Annotated in this window: 16 protein-coding genes; 3 read left to right on the forward strand and 13 right to left on the reverse strand. The window is 33.1% G+C overall.

Annotated features, from left to right (window positions below; genetic code table 11):
* Positions 1-795: 795 nt before the first annotated feature.
* The 4 genes from U472_RS11105 to U472_RS11115 form a co-directional block, all read right to left on the reverse strand.
* On the reverse strand, positions 796-1,242 hold the full coding sequence (locus U472_RS11105) for a hypothetical protein (protein ID WP_068718457.1): 447 nt from the start codon (positions 1,240-1,242) through the stop codon (positions 796-798).
* Positions 1,243-1,533: 291 nt separating this feature from the next.
* Entirely contained in the window at positions 1,534-2,106 is a 573-nt protein-coding gene (locus U472_RS11110) for a lysozyme family protein (protein WP_068718459.1), read from the reverse strand.
* Positions 2,107-2,387: 281 nt separating this feature from the next.
* A complete protein-coding gene (locus tag U472_RS16865; protein ID WP_176714159.1) occupies positions 2,388-2,534 on the reverse strand; it encodes a hypothetical protein in 147 nt (48 codons plus the stop codon).
* Between the two features lie 215 nt (positions 2,535-2,749).
* Positions 2,750-3,271 carry a host-nuclease inhibitor Gam family protein gene (locus U472_RS11115; protein WP_245684788.1) on the reverse strand — a complete coding sequence of 174 codons (522 nt, stop codon included), beginning with the start codon at positions 3,269-3,271 and terminating at the stop codon, positions 2,750-2,752.
* Between the two features lie 602 nt (positions 3,272-3,873).
* Between U472_RS11115 and U472_RS11120 the strand changes: the two genes are divergently transcribed.
* Entirely contained in the window at positions 3,874-4,497 is a 624-nt protein-coding gene (locus tag U472_RS11120) for a type VI secretion system-associated protein TagO (RefSeq protein ID WP_068718460.1), read from the forward strand.
* Between the two features lie 85 nt (positions 4,498-4,582).
* Here the strand turns inward: U472_RS11120 and U472_RS11125 are convergent, their stop codons facing one another.
* From U472_RS11125 to U472_RS11135, 3 genes are all read right to left on the reverse strand, one after another.
* A complete protein-coding gene (locus U472_RS11125; RefSeq protein ID WP_068718462.1) occupies positions 4,583-7,324 on the reverse strand; it encodes a heavy metal translocating P-type ATPase in 2,742 nt (913 codons plus the stop codon).
* 393 nt (positions 7,325-7,717) lie between these two features.
* A complete protein-coding gene (locus tag U472_RS11130; protein ID WP_068718464.1) occupies positions 7,718-8,494 on the reverse strand; it encodes a LytR/AlgR family response regulator transcription factor in 777 nt (258 codons plus the stop codon).
* On the reverse strand, positions 8,481-10,202 hold the full coding sequence (locus U472_RS11135) for a sensor histidine kinase (RefSeq protein ID WP_068718466.1): 1,722 nt from the start codon (positions 10,200-10,202) through the stop codon (positions 8,481-8,483). The genes U472_RS11130 and U472_RS11135 overlap by 14 nt, the downstream gene beginning before the upstream one ends.
* 179 nt (positions 10,203-10,381) lie before the next feature.
* Here U472_RS11135 and U472_RS11140 point away from each other — a divergent pair, with 179 nt between their 5' ends.
* Positions 10,382-11,248, forward strand: a complete 867-nt coding sequence (locus tag U472_RS11140) for a zinc dependent phospholipase C family protein (protein ID WP_068718468.1) — start codon at positions 10,382-10,384, stop codon at positions 11,246-11,248.
* On the opposite strand, the gene U472_RS11145 is transcribed toward U472_RS11140, so the two are convergent.
* From U472_RS11145 to U472_RS11155, 3 genes are all read right to left on the reverse strand, one after another.
* On the reverse strand, positions 11,238-12,500 hold the full coding sequence (locus U472_RS11145; RefSeq protein ID WP_068718470.1) for an MFS transporter: 1,263 nt from the start codon (positions 12,498-12,500) through the stop codon (positions 11,238-11,240). The two genes, U472_RS11140 and U472_RS11145, sit on opposite strands and share 11 nt — an antisense overlap.
* Before the next feature lie 149 nt (positions 12,501-12,649).
* Complete coding sequence (locus U472_RS11150; protein WP_068718472.1) at positions 12,650-13,879, reverse strand: family 4 glycosyl hydrolase; 1,230 nt, start codon at positions 13,877-13,879, stop codon at positions 12,650-12,652.
* 150 nt (positions 13,880-14,029) lie between these two features.
* Positions 14,030-14,818, reverse strand: coding sequence for a sporulation protein (locus U472_RS11155; protein WP_068718474.1), 789 nt, complete (start codon positions 14,816-14,818; stop codon positions 14,030-14,032).
* 751 nt (positions 14,819-15,569) lie between these two features.
* Here U472_RS11155 and U472_RS11160 point away from each other — a divergent pair.
* Entirely contained in the window at positions 15,570-16,313 is a 744-nt protein-coding gene (locus U472_RS11160; RefSeq protein WP_068718476.1) for a Dps family protein, read from the forward strand.
* Between the two features lie 83 nt (positions 16,314-16,396).
* On the opposite strand, the gene U472_RS11165 is transcribed toward U472_RS11160, so the two are convergent.
* From U472_RS11165 to U472_RS11175, 3 genes are all read right to left on the reverse strand, one after another.
* Positions 16,397-17,728, reverse strand: a complete 1,332-nt coding sequence (locus tag U472_RS11165) for a histone deacetylase family protein (RefSeq protein WP_068718479.1) — start codon at positions 17,726-17,728, stop codon at positions 16,397-16,399.
* Positions 17,718-19,385: a hydantoinase/oxoprolinase family protein gene (locus U472_RS11170; RefSeq protein ID WP_068718481.1), complete on the reverse strand. Its 1,668-nt coding sequence runs from the start codon at positions 19,383-19,385 to the stop codon at positions 17,718-17,720. Before U472_RS11170 ends, U472_RS11165 begins: the two co-directional genes overlap by 11 nt.
* Before the next feature lie 146 nt (positions 19,386-19,531).
* Complete coding sequence (locus tag U472_RS11175) at positions 19,532-20,014, reverse strand: HypD family hydrogenase formation protein (RefSeq protein ID WP_068718483.1); 483 nt, start codon at positions 20,012-20,014, stop codon at positions 19,532-19,534.

The following is a 20,014-nucleotide window of genomic DNA, read 5'->3' on the forward strand; positions in this document are numbered from 1 at the left end:
ATGATTTTGTACTAGCATCAGCCTTAATTTAAAATCAAAATAATTATTCAACAATCTAAAGAATATGTAAGTTATAGGATGATAGTCTCATGAAAATTTGCAAGTAGTATAGCAATATCTTAATCTCTCACCAGAGTATCATAAATTATATATAAAGATATAATCAGCTATAATTTTTTGACAAATTCGATTATAGCTAATATAATTAAACTATATTGAATCTTAACCTAGAATATTTCATCAATACTCTAGTATATTATTATCATTAATATGGACAAGCTTCTATTAACTATTTTTTAGAAATAGTCATACTCAAAAGTTAGTATCATAAATTTTAGTATAGAAGTTATAAATTTTGTTAAAAGTAAGTGTAACATTCTTATTTCTATTATAATATAATGAGAAAAAATCATTTATATTATAAGAATAAGAACTAAAATAAAAAACACCTTAGGTACTGGCATACCCAAGGTGTCTGGAACACTCCTATGGAGACTTGGTCAACATTATTAAAAACAAGTTATAATAACTTGTCGATTAGGTCCAATAATGATTGGAGGATTTCTAATATAATTCCAAGCAATTTCAACCACTTCATATATTAGCACCTCCCTTCATTTTTATTTAGGAGGTTCCTTAGGTAACACCTACCGCAAATAGGTGTTACCTTTTTATTATAGCACAAATAATTACAGTGGACAATTTGCAGTTAATCGTAGAAGATTATTGTATTTTATTTCTCTTTTATCAAGAACCTATTTAGTATAAAAGTTTTTTCACCTCAATAAAATAAATTTATTTATAATTTACTTCTTGAACCCTCCAATTATAATCCTCATTCACTATAGTTACTACATAATTGAAATCTTTATTATAGGCAGCTCCAGCCCATTCTGTTGCTGGATAATATCTAGTGGTATTAAATCTAACCTCTACTTTATCATTATCCTGGCTTTCTATTTTAGATGTTTTAACTACTTCATGAGTAGGAAAAGATACCTCTTTTTCTCCTCCTTTATTAATATCCCTTAACTTTTGGATATGTTCTTCTATCTCTTCTTCTGCTACAAAAGATGATAAATTTTCATCTAAAACAGACGTTATCTGCTTAAAATTTTCCTCATTATTTTCTGTTATTCTACTTAGATTAATCCAACTTTGATAAGCACTTTTAAATGTTGAACGTATCTGTAACTTTAATTGATAAGCTAATAATTTTAGTTCAGAATTATCTAATTTCAATTTTTGCTGATTATTCTGTTCAGTATCTATAGTTTGATTAGTATCACCTTGATTTGCTGCACAATCAATTAATGAGACTATAATTAAGAATAATACTGTAGATAAACAAAGTCATTATTTCTATTTTTCATGAATTCACCTCCCTAATTATAATTATATAACTAAACAATAAAAAAGGATTTACTGTAAAATTAAATTTATCTATTATCACTATTGAGGTATACAAGTAATTTACAATAAAGATAAATAAACCACCAACTAAGGTGGCTTAGGACTGATTGATATAAATTTCTAAGCTTGCAATAACAAATCTTTTACAGCTTTATTTCTTCTATCTGGTACTCCTATCCTTCTACTCTCTCTAGCCGCTAATTCATAGTCTTCTTCTTTAATTGCTTTCATAAATCTAGGGAACTTACTTATTAAACCATTAACCCCTAGATTATAAGCCATATCTAAAAGTGCTAATTTAACTTCATTGGGTTGTTTGTTAAAATCTATATCTTTTTTAGACTTCAACTGATAAATTAATGACTTTACTATCCTAGTAATATCTACTTCAAATATCTTAGTTATATCTTCATCCTCTAAATATAAATTGGTGTATCGACCATACCAATTGGCTTTATAATTACTGTAATTCTTACCCAATTGCCTTATTCTCATGTACTCCTCTTTAATTTCTAAATCATTAGCCCTTCTATTCCCAAACCTAAAGGGTAACTTGACTGCTTCTTCAGCATTTGCTATTAAATGACCTACTCCTATTGTCACATTACCAGTAGTATCACAATACATATGATTGTAACTTCCCTCTTCAGCAACTAACATTTCTTTCAATTTAATTAACAATTTTTTATCCACTTATATCCCCCCTTATATTATATGGAATCTTTAATGTTTAATTGCTCATTTAGCCTAATACTATAAATATTTTTAAGTTAGCTATAATCATAGCCAACATGTTAATTACTCTTATATTAAGGAGAAATATTCTTGGAATAGACAGTATTAAATCTACATACAGTGAATACAGCATAAGTCTTCATAATCTTTTTTAATTATCATTAACAAATGGTATAAACTTTACTTTTCTTAATAAGATAACAATATCTTATTAAGAAATATTAATTTCTAATTAATAATTATTTGTTTAATATTTTATCTTTATATATTTCTAATTCTCTAATCATATGCTGACATGCTATTTTTACTATTTTAGAAGTATCTGGATCATTAATTTTAGATTTATACTTCTCTATTAGCATATCCACCTCAGCAACTTTGTCCATCGATTATACCTCCTTTTTGTATTTGATCTCTTCTCCAATATATGATTTAATGACCATATATGTTAAAAATTATTAAAAGGTGTACAAAAAAAAACACCCAGCTACCGCTGAGTGTTAATCCATATATTCATTTATAAATTCAATATTTCTCATACCTATTATAATACTATTTGCCAATTTCCTGCTACTTGCTCCTTAATGGATACAGATAATATCTATACATCTATGCTAAACTTCTCTTCTCTCTCTTCAATCTCCACACCTTCAATAATCTCTCCAGTTTCAGGGTGAATAGCTTTGTTTCCAACTACTTTAACTATATTCTTTAATGCCTGTTTATCAATCTGTTCTTTAACTTTAATAGCATCTATACCTGTTATCTTAAGGAATCTCAATAGCTTCTCTTCATCATAGTTCCATTTGGGATTCTGCTTTCTAAACTTCAATTTACCAAATGGAAGGGAATGAGTCTTAAGGTCTTTGTTCTCTTCCTTTAACTTCATAGCATATTCAGTCAATAACCCTTCAAAGAATTCTATCTCATTATCAAGCTTAGAACTCTCCTCTTCTAACCAGCTATCAATCATCATCTTCCTCTTTTCTGCTAGCTCCTCTTTCTTTTTCTTTGCACCTTTTAAATCTCTTAACTTCTCTAATGCCCAATCTGCCTTAGCATCATCATTAATAACAAACCTGTCTTCTTGCTTCTCTTCAACTCTTTCTTGTATTGTACTCACTTTACTCATCCTTTCTAAAATAACCTTAGTCAATCATTATTAATAGTATTGCCAGTCTCCTTAACCTCAATATCTTTTTTATTAATAATTTATATCTTCTCTTATTTTTATAGTCATAAGAGACTATGTTTCTAGTAACTATTATTTAAAACTGAGTAATAGATTAATAATAAGCTATCAATTTTTCTTATGTATGTTGACATAGAAGCATTATTTAATAGTTTCTTGATTAGTTTTTTTAACAGGTATATAATGACAGTATAGTGAAAATTATATTATAGTATGGAAAAGACTTATGGTAGTTAAGTGGTTTAACTTTTGTAAATAACAATTTTTATTATAAGTTTATCATCCATATTTAAATAATTAATGGAATACTTTAAGGATTTTAAAAACAGTAAATCGTAGTCAAATAAAGACTACTTCTTCTAGTAGTCTTTACATAATCAATCTATTCACTATCAAATGGATAACTAACAATCACCAATAATGATTCTCAATTAGTCTTATCTTCTCTTATTGGTATAGCAAAGTTAGGTATGATTTATAATAGTGATTAAAAATAAAATTATTTTAAAAATAAAACTATAAGGAGTGATGTCATGAAAAAGAAGATTATTAGTTTAACTTTAGTTATCGTTTTTTTATTTACTTTTATAGCAACTGCACAGAGTTTGACCAAAGAAGAGATACTAGAAAAATTGAAAAAAATCTCCCAAATATCAGATGATAAAGAGAGATTATTATCCTATGATACTTTTATAAAAAAATTAGCTATCCAAGATGATCTACGCGAAGACACAGGTAAATGGCTTTCACATTCCAAAATAGATCCTCTTACTGATAAACAGATAATAATCTTCAAACTGGTAGATGAAAATCCAAATATCTTATCAAAAAAAGCACTATTTATCAGATATCAGAATGAAAAAACTCAGCTTTTCATTTCATGGAATGAGTATTTAGGTGACAATTCATTAGTTAAATACAGATTTGATAAAGAAAAGATAGAACAGAGAAATTGGCTTTCATCAGCAGATGGTACTGCTACTTTCTATCCTGGAAATCCTATCGAATTTATTAATAAAATTATGACAGCTGATAAATTAGTTACTAGAATCTCACCTTATAATTCAGGTCCCATCACTGCAGAATTTGATGTAAGAGGACTAAAAGCAGCAGCTCAACCTTATGAGGATACCTTAAATTGGGTGGAGAAAGATTAATAACCTGCAAGTATAAAGGGGAAAATCAATACTATAATTAAAAAAGGAACCAAAGTTAAACTTTGGTTCCTTTAAAGCAATCTATCTATTCAATTCCCACAACTTGATATCCTGCTTCTTCAACAGCTGCTGTTAACTTCGCATCGTCTACATCTGAAGACAATTCAACGATAGCTCTATTCTCATCAGCACTAACATCAGCTGCTTTGACCTCAGCCATTGCCTCTAGCTCTTTTTGCACACGCCCCGAACAATGTCCACAACTCATTCCTTCGATTCTGATAATTTTCTTCATAGATTTCTCCTCCTTAAAATTATTATTCTCCATATTTTTATTATCTTTAACAGTATCGACTTTATTTTGAGGTTTAAAGTTCTTCAACCTTAAAGCATTGGTCAACACTGATACTGAACTCATTGACATTGCTGCTGCAGCAATCATTGGATTAAGTAATGGTCCACCAAAGAGGTGTAATAGACCAGCAGCAATTGGAATCCCTGCTGTATTATAAGCAAATGCCCAGAATAGGTTCTGCTTGATATTTCTGATAGTTGCCTTACTCAATTGAATTGCTGTAACAACATCCATGATATCATCCTTCATCAAGACTATATCAGCACTCTCCATAGCTACATCAGTACCAGAACCGATTGCTATCCCTACATCTGCCTGTGCCAAAGCTGGTGCATCATTAATACCATCACCAACCATTGCTACCTTCTTACTACTATCCTGTAGCTTCTTAACCTCAGCGGCTTTATCCTCTGGTAATACCTCAGCCCGAACTATATCAATTCCAACCTCTTTGGCAATAGCATTGGCTGTACGCTGATTATCCCCTGTAATCATCGCAACTTTAATTCCCATCTGATGGAGGGTCTTAACTGCTGCTGCACTACTTGCTTTAACTGTATCAGCAACGGCAATAATACCTGCTAACTCTCCATTAATTGCTATAAACATTGGGGTCTTACCTTCATTGGCAAGTCTATCGGAATCCTCTTGTAAGGTTACTTTTATTCCTTTATCATCCATCAACTTTTTATTTCCAAGTAGTATAAATTTATCATCTATCTCTACCTCAATTCCATGACCTGGAATCGCTATAAAGTTATCAAGCTTCTTAAACTCTACCCCTGCTTCTTGAGCACCTTTGACAATAGCTTCTCCTAGTGGGTGTTCAGAACCCTTCTCAGCTGAACCTGCTAATGCTAATAGCTCCTCTTTAGAATAATCATTAACAGTTACTAGATCAGTAACCTTTGGCCTTCCTTCAGTAATGGTACCTGTCTTATCAAAGACAATAGTCTCTATCTTATGGGTAGTCTCCAAAGGAGTTCCGCCTTTGATTAAAACTCCATTCTCTGCACCTTTACCTGTACCGACCATAATTGCTGTCGGGGTTGCTAAACCTAAAGCACAGGGACAAGCAATTACTAAGACAGAGATGAAGATTGTTAGGGAAAAGACTGCTCCTGTTCCTGCTAAGTACCAAGCAAGTCCTGATAGAATAGCAATTCCAATTACTACAGGAACGAAGTATCCTGAAATTATATCTGCCATCTTAGCAATTGGTGCTTTAGAGCCTTGAGCCTCTTCTACTAACTTAATAATCTGGGCTAAGGCTGTATCCTTACCGACTTTGGTAGCCTTGAATTTAATAGTTCCATTCTTATTAAGTCCTGCCCCAATTACCTTGTCACCAACCTTCTTCTCAACAGGGATACTCTCCCCAGTTAACATTGATTCATCAACAGCAGTATGCCCTTCAACGATAGTTCCATCAACAGGAATCTTCTCTCCTGGCTTGACTAAGATGATATCTCCTACCTCTACCTCTTCGATAGGAATAGTCATCTCTTCACCATCATGGATAACTGTAGCTGTCTTAGCCTGTAAGTCCATCAACTTCTTAATCGCTTCTGATGTCTTACCTTTGGATACTGCTTCTAAATACTTACCTAATAAGATTAAAGCAATGATTACACCTGCACTTTCAAAGTATAGACTCATTGCATAACTTGTATCACCAATAGATATTCTAAAGACTGCATAGATACCATATAAAATAGCTGCTAAAGTACCAATGGCTATCAGTGAATCCATATTAGGATGTCCTCTAAATAAAGATTTAAAACCAACTGTATAGAACTTATAACCAGCCAACATCACTGGAATAGTTAAAATTAACTGTACTAGAGCAAAATTTAATGGATGAACTGATGGTTCTAGAAATTCTAGAAGTGGTAACCCTAACATATGACCCATAGCTATATAGAGTAATGGAATTGAGAAGATACTAGCTACAATGAACTTCTTCCATAGAGTCTCTATCTCTTTATTCTTCCTCTCTTTATCAACATCAACCCTCTCTCCTGCTTCAATCTCCAAAGGCTCATAACCTGCCTTAATAATGGCATTCTTAATCTCTGAAATTCTAGTATCATGGGAATTATATTTAACCAGTGCTTTCTCTGTAGCAAAGTTAACATTAACCTCTTCAATCCCCTCTAACTTCTTAATCTCTCTCTCTACAGCAGCAGCACAACTAGCACAAGTCATTCCACCAATTGGTATATTTATCTCTCGTAGCTCAATCTCATCATCAACACCATAACCAGCATCTTTAACTGCTGCTTTAATATCTTCTAATGTAGCAGTTGAGTCATCAAAGACTACATTTAGCTTTTCAGTAGCAAAGTTAACATTAGCTTCTTTAACACCAGCTACCTTACTTACATTCTTCTCTACTGCAGCTGAACAACTAGCACAGCTCATCCCTGTGACTTTAATTGTCTCTCTCTGTACTACTTTCGCCTCTGACATCCTTATCCCTCCTTATATTTATCATCTCCTTATCTCTAAGGAATTATTTTTGTTTTTATACCCCCTATGGGTATCTCTTAGTTACAAGAATATCATATCTGAACTTGTCTGTCAAGGGATAAGTAATATATTATAAACTTTAGTAACAAATACAATGATAGCACCCCTATTTACTATTAAAAAAGGGTGCTAGCTAACAATGATGCAAAGAAATATAATGAGAAATAACCACCTAAGAAAAATTCTACATAATTAAATATCTAAATTATTGTAGTTTGGAACTAATTCAATTTTTGCTTTGTTCAAAGAGTAATTTTTTACCTTTTAAGACCATAACTATCAACTCAAAAATTTTGCAATATCTATCTTAAGTTTCACTTTGAGAATAAATAATCATATCCCAAATATTCTTTGTAAATCCTTTACTTTAGAACGGCTAACAGGCACTTCCATCTCTCTATCATCACCCATTAAGACCTGATACTTCCCTTTAAACCAAGGGATTATCTCTTTAATCTTATTTAGATTAATTAAATAACTGCGATGTACTCGCAAAAAGTTAGCTTCGCTTAGTCTATCCTCTAACTCACTTAAACAAAGATCTATCTGATACTCTTTATCATAGGTTTTTACATAGACTCTAGAATCATGAGTATATGAAAGTATAATCTCATTATACTCTAATAACTTTAGATTTCCCTTATTTGTCTTAACAGCCAATTTATCAATTCTAGGGTTTTTACTTTCCTCACCTATCTTTTCTATTAAATTTGTTAACTTATTTCCTATAAATTGCTCTTTAAAGTAAAGGTTCTTAATCCTATTTATTAACTTTAAAAGTCTCTCTTCTTCATAAGGCTTTAATAGATAATCAACTGCATTGACTGTAAAGGCATCTAAAGCATATTCATCATAAGCTGTTACAAAGACAATTATAGGCTCCTTCTCTAACCCCATAAGCTCCTTAGCGACTTCTAAACCCGTCTTTCCTCCCATTTGAATATCTAAAAAGACTAAATCTGGACTCTTTTTTTGAATAAGCTCCAAAGCTTGAATACCATCCTCTGCTGTTGCTATCAATTGAATATCATCTATTCCCTCTAATAAAAACTCTAATTCACTCCTTGCTGGAAATTCATCATCAGCTATTATAGTTCTAATCTTCTCCATTACTTTCCCTCCCTTTAAGTAAATATGGGATTTGAATTGTAACCTTAGTTCCTTCTTGTTGTCGACTGCTAATCTCTAGACCATATTCAGTACCATATATCTTTTGAATCCTCTGTTTAACATTACTTAAACCAATTCCACAGCCCTTTCCATGCCCTGCTTCTATCACACAATTTAAATATTTATCTGGAATTCCTACACCATTATCTATTATCTCTAACAATAAATTTTGCTCTTTCTGCCTTGCCTTAACTAACACCTTTCCAAGACCTACTTTAGAAGAGACTCCATGTTTAATAGCATTTTCCACAATAGGTTGTAAGACAAAACTGGGAACTTCACAATCTAGTAATTCCTGAGGAATATCTATCTCTACCTCCAATTTAGAACCAAAGCGTGCCTTCTCTATCTCAACATAATAAGAAGTATACTCTAATTCTTTCGCTAACTTTATTAAGCTATGATTTTCCTTTAAAGTATGGCGGAAGAATTTAGACAACTTAACCAATAGCTCTCTTGCCCCCATAGGGTCAGTGCGACAGAAAGAAATAATGGTATTTAAGGCATTAAATAAGAAATGTGGGTGAACTTGAAACTGCAACGCTTTCAATTCAGCTTGAGTAGCTAGCTGTGCCTCCTTCTCCAAACTAGATATGTGTAGTTGGGTAGATAATAGCTCTGAAATCCCTCTAGCTAACTCTATATCTACTTCTGTAATACTACTTTCTTCAGATTTGTATAACTTTAATGCTCCAATCACCTCACCCCTTCTCTTTAAAGGGGCAATCACCGCTGACTTAAGCTTACAGTCCTTAACTGGACAACCTAGCTTGCGTTTGTTAGTAGCCACTTTCAATTGACCCTCTAATAAGACTTCCTTAGTAGCCTTAGTCATTATCCCCTCCCCTGCCTGATGGTGATCCATTCCTAGACCATAGTGGGCCAGCACCTTCTTTCGATCAGTGATTGAAACAGCTGCTACCCCACTTATCTCATAAATAATCTTTGAGGTCTCTAAAGCAGAACTATAATTTAAGCCTTCTTTCAAATAACCAATACTTTTGTTAGCAATCTTTAAGGCTTTATACGATTGTAATGCCATCAACTCTTGTCCCTTCTTCATACTGTTGTGAAGAACATTAATAAATAAGGTAATACCTAAAGAGTTACTTAAAATCATAGGCAGGGCTATAATTCTTACTAATTCATAGGCTTGGTCATAAGGATGGCTTAGTACCAAAACTAATCCCATCTCTAAAACCTCTATGATAACTCCTAGTAAAAATCCAGTATTTAAAGAGATCTTATCAAAAGAGCGATAGTAATAAATTATTCCACCAATTAACCCTGCCACAGTGGTAGAGAGAGCACACGCAAAGGCAGTAAACCCACCTAAAAAATAACGATGAATTCCTCCAATCAAACCAGCAAAAAAACCTACAATAGGTCCCCCTAATAATCCACCGACAACTGCTCCAATAGCTCGAATATTAGCATAAGCATCATGGATATAAATTCCTAAATAGGTTCCTAAAATTGATAATAGACCAAAAAATATAATCAAGAAAATCTTAGATTTAATCTTAGCCCTTCTATTAATCACTTGAGAAAAGATATCTGTTTCCATAATAAATAGCTGAGCTGCTACTGCTATAATTGCCATATTCTTAATCAAATCAAAAAGCAAATTTACAATTAGATCATGCATGACTACCACACCTCCTCCAATTATACTGCTTCAACTAATAATATCTAAATACCTAACATAGTAGTTAAATGAATTATTTTATATTATAATTATATCATATAGAGTTCTTAGATAAGATACAAATTAATAAAAAAAAAGAATAGCTTGAATTAATACCTTAAATAAAAGGAGTAGATATTATGCCTGATTTTTGGAGTCATATTGTTGCAGGTGATTTAATCATAGACAGACTAGAAGATAATACTTTAAAAAATATAATTAAACAGAATAGAACTATCTATAATCTAGGGTGCCAAGGACCTGATTTATTCTTTTATAATGATTTTTGGCCTTGGATTAAAGAGAAGCGCGGTCCTAAAATTGGATCACTATTACATCAAAAGAATATCAAACCCTTCTTTATAGAGAGTCTTAGCTACTTAAAGAGTATGTATCATCAACATAATTTCCCGATATTACTAAGCTATTTTAGTGGCTTTTTAGCACATTATACTGTAGATAAGACAGCACACCCCTTTGTATTTGCTAAACAGAAAAGTCCTAATCAACATAAACTATTAGAGATTAATTTAGATACTTATTTGGTTGAAGAAATCTGGGGTAAAAAAGTCTATAGTCTCTCTCCAATTGAACAAATTGACTTAGGAAATGAGTTACCAGATATAATTATAGATTATTATAAGTATATCTTAAATAAAAGTCATAATCATAATCTAGAAATCAAATTAATCAATGATTCCTACCAAGACTTCAAAAGAATAATGAAGTTCTTTTACAGTCCTTACAAAATCAAAAAATTAAGCTTTAAAATATTAAATCCTTTAGTACCACTCAACCTTGATACTTTAAGCTATCCTACTAAAATAAATTATAAAATCTTATCAGAAGAAGAGTATTTAAAGTTTAAAGAACTGATACTGGACGGGGTTAAAGAAGGTCTAAAGTTAATAGAAATAATGAAAGGCTACCTCCAAGATGAGCTTGAAAACTCAGCCTTAGAAGTAGCCTTTCAAGGGATAAATTTTGAAGGGGAGCTTATTGAATAGCCTCATTTCTCCCCTTCTCTATATCTACTTTACTTAAAATAATCATGCCTATTATAAAGAAGGAAGCCAATGAAATAATACCCCATCTACTACTTCCAGTTAGCTGTCCAACTAGTGCAAAGATAAAAGGTCCTGTGATTGCAGCAAATTTACTAGAGACCCCAAAGAAACCGTAGAACTCAGCAGACTTATTTTGAGGAACCATTACTCCATATAAGGAACGGCTCAATGCCTGTACTCCTCCTTGTACTAAGCCAACCATTCCAGCTAAAATCCAAAAATGTATAGCAGTAGTCATAAAATAACCTACGATAGTAATTAGCAAATAGACACTAAGTCCTATAATAATCCCCCGCTTTGCCCCTATCCTCTCACCTAATTTGCCAAAAAGTAGAGCAAAGGGTATTCCTATAAACTGGGTTAAGACCAAGGCTCCAATCAAATCACTCTGTCCAATCCCAATCTCACTACCATAGATGGTAGCCATTCGAATAATCGTACCAACCCCATCATTATAGACCCAAAAAGCAATTAGAAACTTAAATAACTCTCGATATTTTTTAATATTTCTAAAGGTCCTTGCTACTCTAGCAAATCCAACTTTGATATATTTTTTAAATCTAAAATTCTTCTTTGTTGGGAAATCAGAAATATTTCTAAAGATAGGAATAGAGAAGATAAACCACCAAAGTGCCACAGTTACAAAGGATAATCTAGTAGCCATTAAAGTACTAGCTATTCCAAAACTAGCAGCCTTCTGTATCATCATCAAATTGATAACTAACAAAAGCCCTCCACCTAAATAACCAGCAGCATATCCAAGTGATGAGACATAATCCATCCTCTTTGGAGCTACAATCTGTGGTAAGAAGGAGTCGTAAAAGACATTAGCACCTGAGAAGCCAATACTTGCTAAGATGAAGTAAAGCGAGGCTAATAGATAATCCCCTTCACCTATAAAGAATAATAATCCTGTACCTATTATACCTAGATAAGCAAAAAATCTAAGAAATTGCTTTTTAGAATTAGAGAAATCAGAGATAGCACCTAAGATTGGTGAGAGTAGAGCAATGATTAACATGCCAACTGCTTGAGTATAGCCCCAATAGGATGTAGCTAGATTATTAGCTAATCCTTTAGCCGCTACCGTCCTATAAAATATAGGTAAAACTGCTGCCAAAATAGTTGTAGCAAAGGCTGAATTAGCCCAATCATACAAGACCCAAGAATAAACCTCTTTTTTGTTTTCCATCAGTTCACCCCGTTAAATTATTTGATAGCTTTTAATTCTTGAAGAATACTGGCTACTCCTCTTTAATTAAGAGTTCTTAACAGAAAATTAACATTTTAAAGAAAAAAGATTAGGTCATCCCTAATCTTTTTGTAAATCTTAATTTTTTACTATTTACTAAACTCCTCTTTCCAAATTTGATAAGCTACCTCATAACTTGGAACCTGTGGATTAGCCACTAAAGCTCTTAAAATATCATCTTTATCTTGACTAATAGCAGCTTGGGTAGCTAAATTCCGGTAATTAGCTTCCTGTTGTAATAAGCTCTTAACCTGTAAAGGAATATCCCCTACCTCTAATGCTCTAATACCACTTCCGTTAACAATTGTAGCTACCTCTACTATCACTTCATCATCTATGCCAGCAATCAACCCATTATTGGCTATATTTAAAATAAACTCTTCATTCTTATCATTAACCATTGTTGCTATTAATGGCACTATCACATCAGAATACCAGATAGCACCTCTTTGATAGATTAATTCTGGGATGGTCTCTGGACTCTCTTCTAGAGCTTTAGCTATCTCATTACTAGTTTCAATTAACTCTTCTGCTCTTAATATATCCTTCTCTTTAGCTTGCTCTACCTCTTTGGCATGATGATAATAGTATTTTAAATAAGGTAATGGAATTATCTCTAGATTCTCAATCCAATCTGAATCAATTCCCAACCCTAAAGAGTCCACTTTTTTAATAACTTCACTAGTCCTATTCTCACCTTTAACAGCCAGCTGTTGATACCATCCTAAGTGATTTAATCCAAAATACTCATATCTAATTTCTGCTCTATCTACATCTAACATCTTGGCAATCTTATTTAATACTCCTACTGGTAAGTCACAAAGACTGATGACATTTACAGTCGTCTCCTGTTCTATCGCCTGTTGTACTATACTTGCTGGATTTGTTAAATTGATTAATAGAGCCTCAGGGCAATACTCTTCCATTTCCCTTGCTAACTCTAACATTACTGGTACAGTCCTTAAGGCATTGGCAAAACCTCCAGGTCCTACTGTCTCCTCTCCAATAATATCATATTTAAGAGGAAACTCTTCATCATAAGCTCTAGCTTTCATCCCTCCTACCCTTATCTGGCTAAGAACCATTTCAGCACCCTGTAAAGCTTTTTGACGATCTGTTGTATATGTAACCTTGAAATCATACTCTGATCTATCTATCACACTCTGACTCAACCTAGCTACCTTCTCCAACTTACTTGCAGTTCTACCATTTAAGCAAATTTCATCAAAATCAATCTCCTCTTGATAATTGGCTATTGCATCAAACAAAAGTGGTGTATAAAGTCCACTACCACCAATTACTGTCAATTTTATCCCCATTGTCATTCCCCCTTATAATCTTATACTTATTATATTAAATTCTTATTAAATTTATATTCTCCTTTTATATAATCTCTTATTATTTTTAGTTATCCCCACTCCCTAGATAAATATAAGTGATTAATGGATATATCTATTAATCACTTTTATTTAAATATATTGTTCAATAAAGTTCTTAATTCCTTCAGCTACATAATCTACTCCTTGTTCTAAATCCTCTTCACCAATCTCTAACAATACTTCACTCTCATCTAAATCCATCGCTTCTGCAAAAACACCTAATAAACCATTAGCCCGACGATCTACCTCAATCCATAACTTTAATCCACCATCAACGATATTATATAATAACTCTAGCTCATCTAGAGAGTTGACAAAAGCTCCATCTTGTGGTTTCAGTTCAAGTTCTTGGACAAAAGGATGCTTCCACTTAAAGTCTGCCTCTTGATTATTAATCTCTGTAAGTACAAAACCTAATTTCTCTAACGCCTTCAAAACTATCTGCATATAAGGATGGGGAGCTACTGCTATTATATCTTTATCACCTGGATCAATAGCATTCTTAATATCTAATCCTGTATCTAACCAGACTGGGAACTTCTCTGTTGGGATAGGGGTCTGAGCATCCAATACGAAGGAGAAGGGAATACTAAGTTCATCTCCAGGCTCAACCACCTTCTCAACAGGAACATCAATCACCTGCAAATTGTAGTCAGTCCTATAAGAGCTCTCTTCACCCTCCTCATCCTCTACTGTCTTCTCATACTTTGTCATCACATTGATATAGATCTTGTCAATATTCTGCTCTACATTACCACCTTTAATCTCAAAATGACCTGTTACTTCTGCACCTGCTACCAAATTCTCAGAATCTAAGACTGTATCAATCTTAGTTGCACCAATCCCTACACTAGCCATCATCTTTTTAAATAGACCCATTTTAATATCACCCCTGCTTAAATATTTGGAAAAACTAATATTATAGTTGAACATCCAATTTAATTTTCCTTTTTAATATAGAAATAACTTCATTGGAATATTATATATTTCTTAAATAATAATCACTCTAATTTAATAATATAGCTCCTTTAAATTTTAAAATTAGTTAAGTAGAACATTACTGAAGGTCAGCTAATTAAATTTTAATATAGAAATCATCACTTAATCGGTATATTGGGATATTTTCACTTTAAGAAAGTAGACAAAATTCTTAGGTTTCAGCCCAAGACTACTTCCTACGGGGCACGCTTAAGGGCGAGTTTTACCTTCGGGGTTATAAAGCAACCCCTGCATAGCAAGTACAGCCCAGAACAAAAACTCTTCGTGGCTCTCTAGGGAATATAGAACAATTCCCTTCGCACAAAACCAGTAAAACCAGCCCACTCACTACGCAACCAAATTATTAACTATTATCATCGATAAATTTTTTAGTTAAATTCCTGCTACCCCCTACATTCTGACTCAATTTTTGCTTCGTTCAAACAGAAATTTTTTTCGGTTTTAAAGACCTTAACGGTCAACTGTAGACTATAAAATGAAGTAAAAGTGTCGCAATATCTATAAATTATATCAATTTTTTAATAGTATAAAAAGTTGTTTCTTAGAAACTATTTTAAATTTTTGTATAAAAACCATAATAATTGACAATAATTTTAATGTATTTAATAAATATTTGCAGGGAGGAACTAAAATGAATACAATTCAAGTTTTATCACCAACTAATAATGAGATATCAGAGGTTAAAGAGAGCATGAATAACTTTAACGGGGCTTTCAACCTTAATAAATCAGGCTTTGACCCTAACATGCCAGGTCACTCCTCAGATCATAGTATGGTCTTCCGTCAAGAGCCTAGAACTGCTAAGAAGGAGTTAGCTGGAATTGGATTGCCCCAAAATATTAGATTAGAGATAGGGCTGATGTTAGATGATCATCAGTGTGCTTTAACGATAGCCTTACATCAATATAATAAGCATCACTGGCTGACAGAGGGGGCAGAGTCTTTCTTTAGCATTCATCATATGTTAGATGAGCATATTCAAAAAACTCAAAAGCATATCGATATGATAGGAGAACGAGTTGCTAGATTAGGAGTTGTTCCTACTGCCCACCCAGTTACTCAGCATAAGCTATCTTATATTAAGCATGAGGTAGAAGGTCGCTATACTATGCGTGATTTTCTTCGCAATGATTTAGAGAATGAATTGAAGATGCAGGAGATGATGAGAAAGACAATTACCCGTGCTCATGAAGCCCATGACTATGGTACCGCTGAGGTCTTACAAGAGGTATTATTAGATAGAGAAGACTTTGGATACCATATCTATAGTCTACTTGAAGACGATACTTTAGTTAGAGGAATGAATCATCTATTAGATCAGCAAAATGATATTGTTCGAAGAAATTCGATTAATTCTCAGGATAAATTTCAGTAGAAGGCAGTGATGAGTGACAGGTTTAAATTCAATAGATTAAAATATAAGACAGCTATAGGATAAATCCTATAGCTGTCTTATTATCATTTAAATGATAACAACTCATCCTTCCTCTTATCCTGAAGATAAACGATCTTAAATTGTGATCTATCCTTTGCTCTTTGATACTCTTGATAACCCAAATTACAGCAATCTTCACAAAGGTTATGAGGGATAATAATAGCTCTAATCTTCCCATGTGAAGAAGGCCTAGCTACAGAGTCTATTATCATTAGCCCTGCACAGTCAGCACAGATTTTAATCTTAACCTCTTGATTTTCTGTAATATTAGCAGTATCATAATAGATATTTCGCTTAGTAGTATAATAATCTTTAGAATTAAACTTCTTTTGGATATCAACTTTGTCTTTATTCTCCCAAGCTTTAAGTAGTTTTTCCACATCTTTTTTGATAGTATCAGTGATCTTTGGTGATTGTTTTTTGATAGAAGGGTGATAATCAGGTTCTTTAATCTGACTATAATCTAAGCCTGCCATAGCTAAGATTATCCCCACATTGACATAAGGGAGAGCTGCTTCAATCGAATAACCCCCCTGTAAAATAGCTAGATCAGGGTCCAACTTAGCATTTAACTCTGCATAACCCTGAGCAGAAATACTCATATTTGTCAAAGGATCACTATAGTGATTATCTTGACCTGCTGCATTAATTACCAAATCCGGCTTAAAATCATCAAGAATAGGTAAGATCAAATTATCAAGGGAATATAATAGACCTTCATCGGTGGTATTAGGTGGTAGAGGTAAATTTATCGTTCTACCATAAGCACCTGGTCCACCTAAATCATCTACAAATCCTGTCCCAGGATATAAAGTTCTTCCATCTTGATGTAAAGAGATATGTAAGACATTAGGGTCATTATAATAGATATTCTGAGTTCCATCAGCATGGTGGGCATCTGTATCAACAAAGGCAATCTTTAAATCACTACCATATCTCTGCCTTAAATGTTCAACCATGATTGCTTCATTATTAATAGTACAAAAACCTCTAGCACCATGTACCACTTGAAAAGCATGGTGCCCTGGTGGTCTAATAATAGCAAAAGCTTTGTCTACCTCACCTTCCATCACCAACTCTCCTGCTTTAATAGCTCCTCCTGCTGAAATCAGATGGGGCATAGTCACGATATTATCTATATCTGGAACACAGATATGAGTTCTCTCTACATCTTCTTTGCTAGCAATAATAGGATTATACTCTCTAATTCCTCCAATATCCAAAATCCCTTCTTCTAAAATCTGATCTTTTGTATATAACAATCTCTCTTCCCTTTCAGGATGAGTAGGTGAGATAGCCCAATCAAAGGCAGGAAAGAAGATCAGTCCTAGCTTCTTCTTAGCATTAATTCTCATCAAATCCCTCCCAATTCAATCTTTCTTTTAAGCCAGGTTTAATTTGAGCTGTAACTTCAATAACCTGACCAATTGTACTAAAACCACGCACCAGATTAAAGGATTGAGCATTGATAATTTCAATTGGAACTTTAGTGTTGGCATTTTTCCCAAGTTCTCCCTTAACCCTCTCTTTAGCTTGATCCAAGCTGAAGTTAGTATCAACTTTACCCCTTATTTCTAACTCTGGAATATAGTAATATCCTTGAGAAGTATCAGCATATAAGGTACATTTTTGAGTAATTTGAGCTAAGGCTGCTCCAATAGCATTAGCTACTTGTGAATCTTTAGGTAGGTGATAATCAAGTTTTAGCTTACTAGATAACTTTTCTGCTAAAGCCTCAGCTGGTCCACCAATAATAACTAAATTATCTGGCTCTATCTGAGTAGAACTCAATAATTCATTGATAGTATAAACTGGCTGACTATTGAGTTGTTTTAAAATCTCCTCAACCTTTGAGTTTATCTTCTGACAAAATCTATCTAAAATCAATTCTGCAGTCTCCCTTAGTGGTAAGTTCAGCTCTTGAGCCAAGGGCTCTAAACTCTCTTTAGCCAGCCTTTTATCACCAATCTCACTTAACTCTAATAGTACTAGAGCATCTGTAGGAGTAGGAGCAGGTCCTCCTAGACAAGCAGCAGGTCCCTTTCTTACTGGTCCAATCTTTATATCATTATCTACTATTTGAACTAAACTATCCCCTCCACAAGGAATCGATTGATTAAATAGTCCCCTAATTAAGGTTCTATAATTATTGATCTCTATCCCATCTGGATTAAACAAGGGAACACCCTCAATAAATATAGAGATATCCGTCGTTGTCCCACCAATATCTAAACCAACAGTAGTACCTGTTAACTTACTTAAACTTAAAATTCCCATAATACTAGCAGCAGGACCTGAGTTAACACTCTCAATTGGAACTTTAGTAGATTCACTCAAAGGCATAGTTCCCCCATCAGCTTTTAAAATATAAATCTCTTCTTTAAGCCCCAACTCATCTAGCCCAGCTTTTATCTCTCTAACAAACTCTTTATAATGTCCTTGAATAATGCTATTTAAATATGTAGTTGCTACACGGCGAGAATAATTTAAACTCCCTGATAATCTATGTCCTAGACTAATCTCTACTTGAGGATACTTCTCTTTAATTAAATCTTTAACTTGTAGCTCCTGTTTAGGATTGCGATTAGAGAATTTACCACAGATTCCAATCTGCTTAACTCCTTCTTTAATTAACTCTGAAACTATAGTCTCTATTTCTTGCAAATTAAGCTTTTCAACCTCTCTACCTCTGTGATCAATAGAGCCAGAGATAATTTTAGTATAGGGACTATAACTATAGTATGTGGGATTTAGTCCAGGTCCAGGGATTAAAATTAATCCTATTTTAGGATAATTCTCTTCACTAATCAAGTTAGTTGCTAAAGTTGTACTTAGCACAATACTATCGATTCTTTTACTATCTATATCTGCAATCAGGTTCTGGCAACTAGTTAAAATTGTTCCAGTGAGATTATTATGATTAGTGGTAATCTTACTAGTCTTAAGTATATCTTGCTTATCAATTAAAATTCCATCAGTATGGGTTCCCCCAATATCAATACCTAACTTCACTTAAAGTCACCTCCATAATAATTTAACAAAGATATAATAAAAATAATGCTGATTCTAATATTAGAATCAGCATTATTTTTATTATATCTATTAATCAGGATAACCTATTAACTGTAAATTTGCAAATCTTACATTAATGATATAGATTATAATTCAAGATGATTATATTGATAGTAAATGTTACAGCTTCCTTCCTCTAATACCATACAAGGACCCTTGGGATCTAATGGATTGCAGTCTTTAGCAAATAATCTACAATCAATAGGTCTTTTCTTCCCTTTTAGGATATCTTCACAGATACAAGGTGACTGCTGCTTTTTGTTTATTCTCTTAATTCTAAATTTCTGCTTAACATCAAAGCTAATATATCCCTTCTTTAATTTTAATCCACTCCCTTGTATCCGCTCTAATCTATACCAATTAATCTCATTAATCTCAAAGATATTATGAATAGTAGCTATTACCTTTAAATTCCCTTGAGCCTTGACTATACTACTATATAAATTCTTCACTTTATTAATCCCCTTTTTTATCATTTTTAACACCTTATATAAAGCCATAATAATATCAAACCTTTCATTACCAGCAATTACTGCTAGTATATTTATTAAATATAAAGCTAAAGGCAC

The sequence above is a fragment of the Orenia metallireducens genome, from assembly GCF_001693735.1.
In the GTDB taxonomy this organism is placed as follows: Bacteria; Bacillota; Halanaerobiia; order Halobacteroidales; family Halobacteroidaceae; genus Orenia; species Orenia metallireducens.

Excerpts from the sequence above, each read along its gene's own strand:
- U472_RS16865 (WP_176714159.1), bottom strand. The coding sequence starts at position 2,534 with ATGGACAAAGTTGCTGAGGTGGATATGCTAATAGAGAAGTATAAATCT.
- U472_RS11120 (WP_068718460.1), top strand. The coding sequence starts at position 3,874 with ATGAAAAAGAAGATTATTAGTTTAACTTTAGTTATCGTTTTTTTATTT.
- U472_RS11125 (WP_068718462.1), bottom strand. The coding sequence starts at position 7,324 with ATGTCAGAGGCGAAAGTAGTACAGAGAGAGACAATTAAAGTCACAGGG.
- U472_RS11130 (WP_068718464.1), bottom strand. The coding sequence starts at position 8,494 with ATGGAGAAGATTAGAACTATAATAGCTGATGATGAATTTCCAGCAAGG.
- U472_RS11135 (WP_068718466.1), bottom strand. The coding sequence starts at position 10,202 with ATGCATGATCTAATTGTAAATTTGCTTTTTGATTTGATTAAGAATATG.
- U472_RS11140 (WP_068718468.1), top strand. The coding sequence starts at position 10,382 with ATGCCTGATTTTTGGAGTCATATTGTTGCAGGTGATTTAATCATAGAC.
- U472_RS11145 (WP_068718470.1), bottom strand. The coding sequence starts at position 12,500 with ATGGAAAACAAAAAAGAGGTTTATTCTTGGGTCTTGTATGATTGGGCT.
- U472_RS11150 (WP_068718472.1), bottom strand. The coding sequence starts at position 13,879 with ATGGGGATAAAATTGACAGTAATTGGTGGTAGTGGACTTTATACACCA.
- U472_RS11155 (WP_068718474.1), bottom strand. The coding sequence starts at position 14,818 with ATGGGTCTATTTAAAAAGATGATGGCTAGTGTAGGGATTGGTGCAACT.
- U472_RS11160 (WP_068718476.1), top strand. The coding sequence starts at position 15,570 with ATGAATACAATTCAAGTTTTATCACCAACTAATAATGAGATATCAGAG.
- U472_RS11165 (WP_068718479.1), bottom strand. The coding sequence starts at position 17,728 with ATGAGAATTAATGCTAAGAAGAAGCTAGGACTGATCTTCTTTCCTGCC.